The sequence below is a fragment of the Arthrobacter sp. 05L45_2 genome (assembly GCF_056397525.1).
Map to the genome: position 1 here is coordinate 1 of NZ_JBFTNO010000110.1, position 10157 is coordinate 10157.

The 10157-nt window shown below is 68.8% G+C and carries 12 protein-coding genes; 11 read left to right on the forward strand and 1 reads right to left on the reverse strand.

Annotation, left to right across the window (positions count from 1 at the left end):
- The 11 genes from AC1DHD_RS09930 to AC1DHD_RS09980 form a co-directional block, all read left to right on the forward strand.
- The coding region (locus AC1DHD_RS09930; protein ID WP_476879554.1) for an OmpA/MotB family protein at positions 1 to 568 on the forward strand (568 nt) is incomplete at its 5' end.
- An 88-nt stretch (positions 569 to 656) separates the two neighbouring features.
- The gene (locus AC1DHD_RS09935) at positions 657 to 1553 is read left to right on the forward strand and encodes a flagellar motor switch protein FliM (RefSeq protein ID WP_476879555.1); all 897 of its coding nucleotides are present in this window, start codon (positions 657 to 659) and stop codon (positions 1551 to 1553) included.
- The gene (fliN, locus tag AC1DHD_RS09940; RefSeq protein WP_476879556.1) at positions 1550 to 2278 is read left to right on the forward strand and encodes a flagellar motor switch protein FliN; all 729 of its coding nucleotides are present in this window, start codon (positions 1550 to 1552) and stop codon (positions 2276 to 2278) included. The genes AC1DHD_RS09935 and fliN overlap by 4 nt, the downstream gene beginning before the upstream one ends.
- On the forward strand, positions 2279 to 2890 hold the full coding sequence (gene fliO / locus AC1DHD_RS09945; protein ID WP_476879557.1) for a flagellar biosynthetic protein FliO: 612 nt from the start codon (positions 2279 to 2281) through the stop codon (positions 2888 to 2890).
- Positions 2887 to 3756, forward strand: coding sequence for a flagellar type III secretion system pore protein FliP (gene fliP, locus AC1DHD_RS09950; protein WP_476879558.1), 870 nt, complete (start codon positions 2887 to 2889; stop codon positions 3754 to 3756). The genes fliO and fliP overlap by 4 nt, the downstream gene beginning before the upstream one ends.
- The gene (gene fliQ / locus AC1DHD_RS09955) at positions 3753 to 4028 is read left to right on the forward strand and encodes a flagellar biosynthesis protein FliQ (RefSeq protein ID WP_476879559.1); all 276 of its coding nucleotides are present in this window, start codon (positions 3753 to 3755) and stop codon (positions 4026 to 4028) included. Before fliP ends, fliQ begins: the two co-directional genes overlap by 4 nt.
- A 1-nt stretch (position 4029) precedes the next feature.
- Positions 4030 to 4788, forward strand: a complete 759-nt coding sequence (locus AC1DHD_RS09960) for a flagellar biosynthetic protein FliR (RefSeq protein ID WP_476879560.1) — start codon at positions 4030 to 4032, stop codon at positions 4786 to 4788.
- Positions 4788 to 5870 carry an EscU/YscU/HrcU family type III secretion system export apparatus switch protein gene (locus AC1DHD_RS09965; RefSeq protein ID WP_476879561.1) on the forward strand — a complete coding sequence of 361 codons (1083 nt, stop codon included), beginning with the start codon at positions 4788 to 4790 and terminating at the stop codon, positions 5868 to 5870. The genes AC1DHD_RS09960 and AC1DHD_RS09965 overlap by 1 nt, the downstream gene beginning before the upstream one ends.
- A 49-nt stretch (positions 5871 to 5919) precedes the next feature.
- Complete coding sequence (locus tag AC1DHD_RS09970; RefSeq protein WP_476879562.1) at positions 5920 to 7968, forward strand: flagellar biosynthesis protein FlhA; 2049 nt, start codon at positions 5920 to 5922, stop codon at positions 7966 to 7968.
- Positions 7946 to 9139, forward strand: coding sequence for a hypothetical protein (locus tag AC1DHD_RS09975; RefSeq protein WP_476879563.1), 1194 nt, complete (start codon positions 7946 to 7948; stop codon positions 9137 to 9139). The genes AC1DHD_RS09970 and AC1DHD_RS09975 overlap by 23 nt, the downstream gene beginning before the upstream one ends.
- Positions 9140 to 9148: 9 nt before the next feature.
- Positions 9149 to 9409 (forward strand): carbon storage regulator, encoded by a 261-nt coding sequence (locus AC1DHD_RS09980; RefSeq protein ID WP_476879564.1) that lies wholly within the window; start codon positions 9149 to 9151, stop codon positions 9407 to 9409.
- Positions 9410 to 9470: 61 nt separating this feature from the next.
- Here the strand turns inward: AC1DHD_RS09980 and flgN are convergent, their stop codons facing one another.
- Complete coding sequence (flgN, locus tag AC1DHD_RS09985) at positions 9471 to 9986, reverse strand: flagellar export chaperone FlgN (protein ID WP_476879565.1); 516 nt, start codon at positions 9984 to 9986, stop codon at positions 9471 to 9473.
- Positions 9987 to 10157 lie beyond the last annotated feature (171 nt).

The window sequence follows — 10157 nt, forward strand, 5'->3', positions numbered from 1 at the left end:
CTTCGCGGCTACCCAGACGAACAGCAAAACAGCCCAGCAGGAGGCCCTCGCCGCGGCCAAAAAAGAAGTGGACCGGCTGCGCGCGCTCGAGAAGAAGATGAAGGCCGGCCTGGCCGCCGCCGGGCTGACGCAAAACGTCGAGTTCCAGATCGACCAGCGCGGTCTGACGGTCAAGCTCATCGGCTCGCAGGCGTTCTTCGCCCCGGACCGGCCCGAACTCACCAACCGGGCCGCCCAGGTGCTGCACATCATCTCGCCGATCCTGGGCCCGACATCCCTGGAGATCATGGTGGAGGGCCACGCTGCGAAGGGCATCACGGCCTACCCGTCCACGTGGGAGCTGTCCTCCGCGCGCGCCGTCAACGTCCTGCGCTTTATGGTGGACCACGGCGGGATCCCGCAGCAGCGCATCGGGGCCGTCGCCTTCGGCTCCGCCCGTCAGGTCAACGACGACTCCACCCCGCAGCTGATGGAACGGAACCGGCGGGTGGACATCGTCGTCATCTCGGACAAGCCCGACGTCGTCCGCGCCCTCATTCCCGAGGCGCTCAAACTCAGCGAGAAGTAAGCCCGGCCCGGCCGCCGCATTTTGCCGTCCTCATATTGCCTGCGGCGGACTGCTTACGACGGCGGGTCCCTTGCCGATAGTGGCAACCGTGAGTGTTCTGGATGAGCGGGAAGTGGTACGGGAGCGGACCGTTAGCGTCTATGACTTCCGGCGTCCGGCGACGCTTGCGCGTGAGCACAGCAGGGTCCTGGAACTCGCCTTCGAGACCTTCGCCCGCCAGTGGGGCACCCAGCTGACCGCTAAGGTCAGGGTGAAGTCCGTGGTCCGGCTCGAAGACGTCGGAATGCAAAGCTACGACGAGTACGCCGCGTCGCTGCCGGCCGTCACGGCCATGGTGCTCTGCACCGTCGAGTCCCACGATTCGAAGCTGGTGGTGCAGTTCCCGGCCCCTTCGGCCCTCGGCTGGATCAACCGCATGCTCGGCGCCTCGAACGACACCGCCATGCCGGACCGGAAGTTCACCCAGATCGAGCAGGCCCTGGTCAAGGGACTGATGGACGAGGCACTCGAGGACCTCGGCTACTCCCTGGGGCCGCTCCTGAGCGAAACCATCCGGGTGGACACSGTCCARTACAACTCSCAGTTCGCSCAGGCYGCCGCRCCCAGCGAACTGATGATCGTGGCMTCCTTCACCATCAACGTCGGCAACATCAGCGCCCCGGCGACCCTGGCCGTGCCGGCCGGGATCCTGCTGGGCCGGCTGAAGAAGGTCAACCCGACGGACGACCGCGGTAACGCCGCAGCCCGTGTCAGCTCGCAGCTGGAGCGGGTTCCCGTGGAGCTCTCCGTCAGGCTCTCGACCTCGTACGTCACTCCCAGCCAGGTGCTGGGCCTCGCGGTCGGGGACGTCCTGACCCTCCCGCACCTGGAAAACCGGCCCTTCGACCTCACCCTTGACGGCACGAGGCTGGCCACTGCCGCCCCGGCCCGCAACGGGTCCCGGGCCGCCGCCGTCATTGTCACAATCGAGGAGAACAACCAATGAGCATCACCCTGACCAAGCACGAATCGTCGGCGGAGCGGCTCGTTGAGGAACTGCCCAGCCCGGTAGCCCTGAAGGTTGCAGCCCTGGTCCCGGCCCGCGCCGCGGCGCCCTACGCCCGGCAGGCCGTCACGGCGACGTTCGTCGGTGCCGTGACCGCTGACCTGGCCCTGATGCTCAGCGACCGCACCTTCCTCGATGAAGCTGCCGGCGGTATGGCCGGCGGCCAGCTCGGCGTCGTGTCCGTCACCGACGTCCTGCGCCCGGCGATGGAAAGCGCAAGTTCCGTCTTTGGTGCCGGCGTGCTGTCGGACCTGCGCGAATCCGATGCGTCCGGGTTGCTCTCGGACCCGGACACCGCCGTTTTCGAACTCTCCGAGGGCACCAGCCCTGCCGCGTGGTTCGCTGTCCGGCTGCGCGAGCACGGCAACAGCCAGGACCGCGCCGGTGACCTCTTCGGCGGCGGCGACATCGTTGCCGGCCGGCTGGGCCGGATCAACAACATCGAAATGGCCCTGACCGTGGAGATCGGCCGGACCCGCATGTCGGTCCGAGACGTCCTCTCGCTCGAACCCGGCAAGATCATCGAACTGGACCGTTCCGCCGGTGCCCCCGCCGACGTCCTGCTCAACGGCCGGCTGATCGCCCACGGCGAAGTGGTGGTCCTGGACCAGGACTACGCCGTGCGGATCACCCGGATCCTCGACGTGGCCGAGGGGCTTAGCTGAATGGACTCGCTGATCCTCGGACTGCGGGTAGCCGTAGCCCTGGGCGCGGTGCTTGGCCTGATCTGGTTGCTGCAACGCCGTCTCGGCAAAGGCCCGGGACGACGCCGCGCTGACGCCACCCTGAGCGTYGTCAGCCGGCAAAGCGTCGGCCAGCGGGCCTCCGTTGTGGTGGTCGACGCCGGCGGGCAGCGCTTCCTGCTGGGCGTCACCGACCACGCCGTCAACGTCCTGCACACCGGCGACATCCCGGACGAACCGGCCGAAGAGCTGTCCCCGGCGCCCCGCCGCACCGGTGCCGCCGGCGCCTTCGCGCAGATCCTTGCCACCGCCGGCGGCCTCTCCGCCCCGGTACCCGGTGCCGCCGATGCGGCGGCCGACTCCGGATCCGGCGTGCCGTCTGTAGCCGCCGATCCCGCCGCTGCAGCCCAGGCCGGCACGACCGAGACGCCGGTGTCCCGGCGCACTTCCATCCACCGCGAATCACACGCCCGGACTGGCCCGGGACGTGGCACTATGGCCGCCCCGGCCCATCCGCCGATGCACGGGTCGATCCTGTCCGGATCCACCTGGAAGCAGGCCGCCGCCGCTCTCAGGAGCGGACGCCGCAATTGATCCGCCCTGCCCTCCGCTCCGCCACCCTCCCGGGTACCAGCCACGCCAGCCTCCGCCGCAGCGGCAGGATCCTTGCCGTCGGCCTCGCCGCCGTGCTCCTGGCCGTCCTGCTCCTGTGGCTGAATGCGTCTGCCGGCCATGCCACCGCCCCGGTACCGCCCGTTCCGCCGACCCCGCCGGCCAGCCCGGATAACGGCAACGTCAACATCCAAATCAACGGTATGGACGGCAAACCCTCCTCGGCCGTCCTGACCCTGATCGGCATCACGCTCCTGTCGGTGGCGCCGGCCCTGCTGCTGATGATGACCTCGTTCACGAAGATTTTCGTGGTGCTGGCCATGACCCGCAACGCGCTCTCGCTGCCCTCCATCCCGCCGAACCAGGTGCTGGCCGGCCTGGCCCTGTTCCTGTCGATCTTCGTGATGTGGCCGGTCATCAACGAGATGAACACCATCGGCGTGCAGCCCTACTTGAACGGGACGCTTGATTTCAACGGTGCCCTCAGCGCCGGATCCGGGCCGCTGCAGCACTTTATGCTGGCGCACACCCGCGAGGAAGACATTGCGCTGATGACCCGGGCGGCCGGCATGGAGAACCCGGCCACCCCGGAGGCGGTGCCGCTGCAGACCCTGATTCCCGCGTTTATGATTTCCGAGCTGCGGGCCGCCTTCATCATCGGCTTCGTCATCTTCATCCCGTTCCTGGTGATCGACCTGGTGGTGTCCGCGGCCCTGATGTCGATGGGCATGATGATGCTCCCGCCGGTCATGATCTCGCTGCCCTTCAAGATCCTCCTCTTCGTCCTGGTGGACGGCTGGGGCCTGATCATCACCTCGCTGATCCAGAGTTATGCGGGCACCGGGTGAACGCCAACGCCGTCCTGGACATCTGCCTCCAGGCCATGATCGTGGCCGCCAAGCTCTCGGCCCCGGTGCTGGTAACGGCGCTGGTGGTGGGTCTGGCGATTTCGCTGCTGCAGTCCATCACCCAGCTGCAGGAAGCCACCCTCTCCTTCGTGCCGAAACTGGCCGCCGTGGCGGTCGCCCTGCTGGTCTGCGGGCACTGGATGATCTCGGAAATGGTCACCTTCACCAACGACCTCTTCGCCAAGATCCCGTCCCTGCTCGGAGGCTTGTGAGGTGGGCATCCCCATCGACCAGACGTGGCTGGAGGTCCTGCTCCTGGCCACCGTCCGGATGACGGCGTTCCTGATCGTGGCACCGCCGTTCGCGCACCACGCCTTCCCGGCACGGATCAAGACGATGCTGGGCGTTGGCCTGGGCCTGGCCGTCTCGCAACGGCTTTCCGCGGGCTACACGGCCAAGGACACTGCCGGCTTCTTCACCGGCGTGGTCCTGGAACTGATCACCGGGCTGGTTCTGGGGTTCCTGGTGATGCTGGTCTTCGCGGCCGTCCAGTCCGCCGGCAGCCTGATCGACCTCTTCAGCGGCTTCCAGATGGCCCAGGCCTTCGACCCGCAGATGATGGTCAACGGCGCCCAGTTCACCCGGCTCCTGCAGATGGCGGCCCTCGCCCTGCTGTTCTCCTCCGACGGCTACCAGCTGGTCATCGGCGGCCTGACCGGGAGCTTCACCGCGCTGCCACTGGCCGGCGGCATCGACCTCGCCCAGCCGGTCCAGGCCATGACGTCCGCGGTCACCGGCATGTTCCTCGCCGCCGTCCAGATCGCCGGCCCGCTGCTGGTGGTGCTGTTCCTCGCCGACGTCGGACTGGGCCTGCTGACCCGGGTGGCCCCGGCACTGAACGCATTCTCGCTCGGCTTCCCGCTCAAAATCATGCTGACGCTCTCGCTGGCCGCATTCCTCTTCCTGGCCCTGCCGCGGATCGTCTCCACCCTCGCCGGCCAGGCCGCCAGGACAGTGCTGGGGGTGGGCTGATGTCGGATTCACAGGAGAAAACCGAACAAGCCACCGACAAACGTATGCGGGAGGTCCGCTCCAAGGGCCAGCTCTCCCGCTCGCAGGACCTCACGGCGTGGCTGGCCGTCGGAGCCGCCGCCGTGATGATTCCGGCCACGGTGGAACGCGGCGCCAACGCCGCCACGGACCAGGTCTTCAGCATCCGGGGAGTGATGGCCGCACCCGACCCTGCGAAGGCCGTGAAGGCGCTCGAGAACGGGCTCGGCTCACTGGCCGGAATCCTGGGACCGCTGCTGATAGTGGTCCTGGTGGTGGTCCTCGTCGGCTCCGCCCTGCAGGGCGGGATCCACGTGAAGAAGTTCCGGGTTTCATTCGAGAACTTCAAACTGCTGAGCGGCCTGAAACGCTCGTTCGGCACTCAGGCGCTCTGGGGCGGAGTCAAGGCCCTGCTCAAGGCCACCGTCGTCGGGCTGGTGCTCTACTCCGTGGTGCAGGGGCTCATCCCGGTGCTGCTCACCGCCGGCGGCCTGCCCGTCTCCGGAGTGGTGGCCGCCGCCGGCGGCGGCATTTCCTCCCTGGTSCAGTTCGCCGTCTTCGCCGGCATYGCGCTGGCCGCCGTCGACTTCTTTGTGGTGATGCGGCGGAACCGGAAGAAAACCCGAATGTCCAAGAAGGAAGTCCAGGACGAGAACAAGAGCAGCGAAGGTGATCCGCTGATCCGCTCCCAGCGCCGGGCCCGGCAGCTGGCCATGAGCCGGAACCGTATGATCGCGGCGATCGGGGACGCCGACGTCGTCCTGGTCAACCCGACGCACGTCGCCGTCGCGCTGAAGTATGAACCCGGCAAGTCGGCCCCGCGGGTGGTCGCCAAGGGCGCCGGGCATGTCGCGGCCCGTATCCGGCAGGAAGCCGAAGCGAAGGACGTGCCCATGGTCCAGGACATCCCGCTCGCCCGGGCGCTGCATGGGGCCTGTGAACTGGCGCAGGAAATCCCGGTGGATTTTTACCACGCAGTGGCCGGCGTGCTGGCCTTCGTGATGTCGCTTAAGGCCCGCGGTGCCGGGGCCGGCCTGCACCGGATGGCAGGAGCCTCGCTATGACTACTTTTCGGAACACCGTTGGAACCAGCGTCTGTGAAAGGACCGCGTTATGAACAACAGGCTCGCCCGGCTTGCGGTGCCTATCGGCATCGTCGGCATTGTGCTGCTGCTGGTGGTTCCCGTGCCCGCGCCGCTGCTGGACTTCCTGATCGTCTGCAACATCCTGCTGGCGCTGCTGGTGCTGCTGACCAGCATGTTCGTGAAGAAGCCGCTGGACTTTTCCGTATTCCCGTCGCTGCTGCTGGTGGCCACACTGTTCCGGCTGGGCCTGAACGTCGCCTCCACCCGCCTGGTCCTAGGCAACGGCTACGCCGGCCAGGTCATTGAGGCTTTCGGCAAAGTGACGGTGGGCGGGTCGATGATCATCGGCGCCGTCGTCTTCCTCATCTTGGTGGTCATCCAGTTCGTGGTGGTCACCAAGGGCGCCGAGCGCGTCGCCGAAGTGGGGGCGCGCTTCACCCTGGATGCCATGCCGGGCAAGCAGATGGCGATCGACGCCGACCTCAACGGCGGCCTGATCACCGACACGCAGGCCCGGGAGCGGCGGGCCGAGGTCTCGGCCGAAGCCGACTTCTACGGCGCGATGGACGGCGCCTCCAAGTTCGTCAAGGGTGACGCCATTGCCGGCATCATCATTATCATCATCAACTTTGTCGGCGGCATCGCCATCGGCATGCTGCAGCGCGGCCAGGAGATCGGCGACGCGCTGAGCACCTACGGCCTGCTGACCATGGGCGACGGCCTGGTCACCCAGATCCCGGCCCTGCTGATGGCCGTCTCGACCGGCATGATCGTGACCCGCTCCAACGCCGAAGCGGACATGGGGCGGACCGCCTCCACGCAGCTGCTGCAATCACCCAACGCCCTGCTGATCGCCGGCGTGGCCGCGATCGCCATGGCGCTCATCCCCGGGATGCCGCCCATCCCGTTCGTCCTGGTCGGCGCGGGACTGATCATCGCCTCGCGCCGGACAGCGGCCAGCCAGCAGCAGGCCGAGAAGGCCCGCGACGCCGAGGCCGCCGCCCTGAGCTCCCCGGAACAGGACCCCAACGAGAAGCTGCTCGAGGACATGCGGGTCCACCCCGTGGAGATCCTGCTGGCCCCGGACCTCGTGGACATGGTCTCCGGCGCGTCCGATGACCTGCTGGCCCGGGTCCGTTCGCTGCGGCACAAGATCGCCATGGAACTGGGCCTGGTCATCCCGCCGGTCCGCACCCGGGACAGCGTGGACCTGCCGCCGGCCACCTACACCATCCGGATCGCGGGTGTGGAGGCCGGCCGCGGCACCGCCCCCGGAGGGCAGATGCTCGCCCTCGGCGATTCGCTGGATTCGCTGCCGGGGGTGGCGATGATCGAGCCGGTCTTTGGGCTCGCCGGGAAATGGATTCCGGCCGAGATGCGGCACAACGCCGAGATGACGGGGGCCACCGTGATCGACCGCGTCTCCGTGCTGGTCACGCACCTGTCCTCCATTGTCACCAGCCACGCCGCCCGGCTGCTCTCCCGCGAGGACGTCCGTGTCCTGACCGAGGGTGTCCGCAAGCAGAGCCCGTCCGCCGTCGACGAACTCACCCCGGCACTGCTGTCCCTGGCCGAACTGCAGCGGGTGCTCCAGGGCCTGCTCGATGAACAGGTCCCCATCAACGACCTCGCCCGCATCTACGAGGCCCTGACCCTCCGGGCCAAGATCTCCACGGACCCGGAGTCGCTCGTGGAGGCCGCACGCCAGGCCCTCGGCCCCGCCCTGACCGCGAAGTTCATGGAGGGCCCGGTGCTGAACGTGATCATGATCGACCCCGTCCTGGAACAGTCCATGCTGGAGGACATGCGTCCTGCCGAGGGCGGCAGCCAGATCGTGATGGGCCAGGACAGGCTCGACGCCGTGCTCCGCTCCGTCCACAACGCCGTGGAGTCCGCCGCCGCCGCGAACAGGCAGGCCGTCCTGGTCTGCGCCCCGGCGCTGCGCCCGGCCATCCACCGGCTCATCGGTGCCCAGCCCGGGTCCGTCCCGGTGCTGTCCTACCGGGAAGTCACTTCCGCCAACGTCCGGATCGAAACTGTAGGAGTCGTGCGCCATGCCGAACCGCTATCGGCTTAAGGGAGCCTCGCTGGAGGAAATCCGCAGCAAGGCCGAGGCCCAGTACGGCCCCGCAGCCCGGATCGTCTCCGCCGAACGCGTGATCAGCCCCGGCATCGCCGGGCTCTTCGCCGCCAACCGCTTCGAGGCGATCGTTGAGGTCCAGCCCAAGCACGACGTCGTGACCGGCGAGGTGGTGCCGGAGGCGGACATCATCCTGGCCGACGGCGAGTCCGCGCAGACTGCTGCACGGCCGGCTGACGCCCGGCCCGATGCCCGGCCGGTTGACGCCCGGCCCGCCGCGAAGCCCGCGGCCATGCCGGCCGGCCCTCGGGCACCCCGCGACGCCCGGCCGGCCCCGGAAGCTCCGGCCGGCCTTCGGGTCGCCGCCCCTGGCCACGCCCTGCAGGGCGACGCCATCGCGGCCCTGCTGGCCGAGGCGGACGCCGCCGAACTGACCCTGCACCGGAGCGGAGCCCCCGGGGTCTCCACCGAGTCGCCGGGCTTCGCCGAACTGCTGGACCAGCTCGGCTCGGGACTCCGGCCGCCGGCAGCGGCCCAGCCCGATCCCGTACCGCGGGTTACCCCTGTGGCCATCGACAGCGAACCTCCGGTTCCGGCGCCGCGGCAGGAGGCTCCGGCGTCGCCCGGGCGGCCCGCCATGCCGGTCCGGGCAACGGTACCGGCCCTCTTGAACGGAACCGGTGACCTGGTGGTGCTGGTGGGACTCGGCGACGACGCCCTGGACACGGCCCTGGCCATGTCCATCGCGGCCGGCGGCGCCGACGTCCGCACCGCGGGGCAGCTGAGCGCCTACGGGCACCTGCACCTGGACGGACGCCAAAGCGCGACGGCGGCCCGCGCCCATGCCGTGGAGACCGAACAGACGGTGATCACCGCCTTCGGCCTGGGTACGGCCCGCAACACCCTGGCGCGGCTGCAGGCGATCTCGGCGCTGTCCCCGGACCAGCTCTGGGTCGTGGTGGATGCCGGCCGCAAGCACGAGGACACGGCCCGCTGGGTCAGCCTGCTGCGCGCCCGCCTTGAGGTGACGGCCGTGGCCGTCGTGGGCGCCGCGGATACCGGTTCGCCCGAAAGCGTCGATGCGCTGGGCCTGCCCGTGGGCTGGATCGACGGCCAGCCGGCGCCCGTGCCTGCGCCGTGGGCCGCAGCCCCCGGCCACGAAGGGTAGATTGAGAGAATGCTGGTACTAACACGCAAGCCGGGCGAACAGATCATGATCGGCGACGGCATCGTCATCACTGTTCTGGAAGGCCGCGGCGACGGCGTCCGCATCGGCATCGAAGCACCCCGCGGCGTCCCCATCCAGCGCCGGGAAGTCATCGAGGCCATCGCCGCCGCGAACCTCGCGGCCGCCGAAGCGGGTGCGGAGGCCGACGCCGGCACCGAGGACGCCCTGCGCGGGCTGCTGCCGCAGGCACCTGCCGCCTCCGCGGAGTGAACCTGGCCGCCTGACGGCACCGGCTGCGCGGCTGGACCTCCGGGCCGCAGCAGCCCTGCCGTCAGTGCGAGTTCGCGTCGTCGCCCAGGTACTGCACCATCAGCGGCAGCGTGGCGCGGCGCGTGATGGCCAGGGCACGCTCGATGTTTCCGGCCACCGTCAACTGTTCAAGGGCCTCCGCAGGATCGGCGGCAGCCGGGGGTGGCTGCAGGCCCTGGATCAGGTCCTCGTTGACGCGGGTTGCCCCGGCAAGCCGGACGAGCAGACTGCGCAGGCCGTCGAGGTGTTCCTGCAGGACCGTGGGCCACGAGCCGTGAGGTGCTGCGGCAATCAATTCAGGCAGTGTCGCTTGCGCCGGGAGGCCCCATTCAGCGGCCACGGCCGCGGATTCGACATTTCGGGCCAGGGCCTCGAAGCGCATCCGGTCCAAGACCGACTCCACTTCCGACGCCGTAAACGCGATCCAGTGGATGTTGCCGGCCGCTACGTGCAGGCGCTGCGTTTCCAGGCGGAACAGGAGCAGTTCCAGCTGCCGCCGCTCCTGCCACAGCGCCGCCGAAAGATCCGCTGCACCCATGGGCCCCATTCCCCTGTCATCCCGGCCAAATTACGGCTTTCCGCATTTTCCGCCAAGCTTTTCCCTGAGGGTACACGCAGATTCCAGATCAGGTGATAGGTTTCGTTCTGGGTGCTGCGCCCGAGCTTCGAACACCGTCTCCCATGGGGGGAGCACGGGACCGTTTGCGGG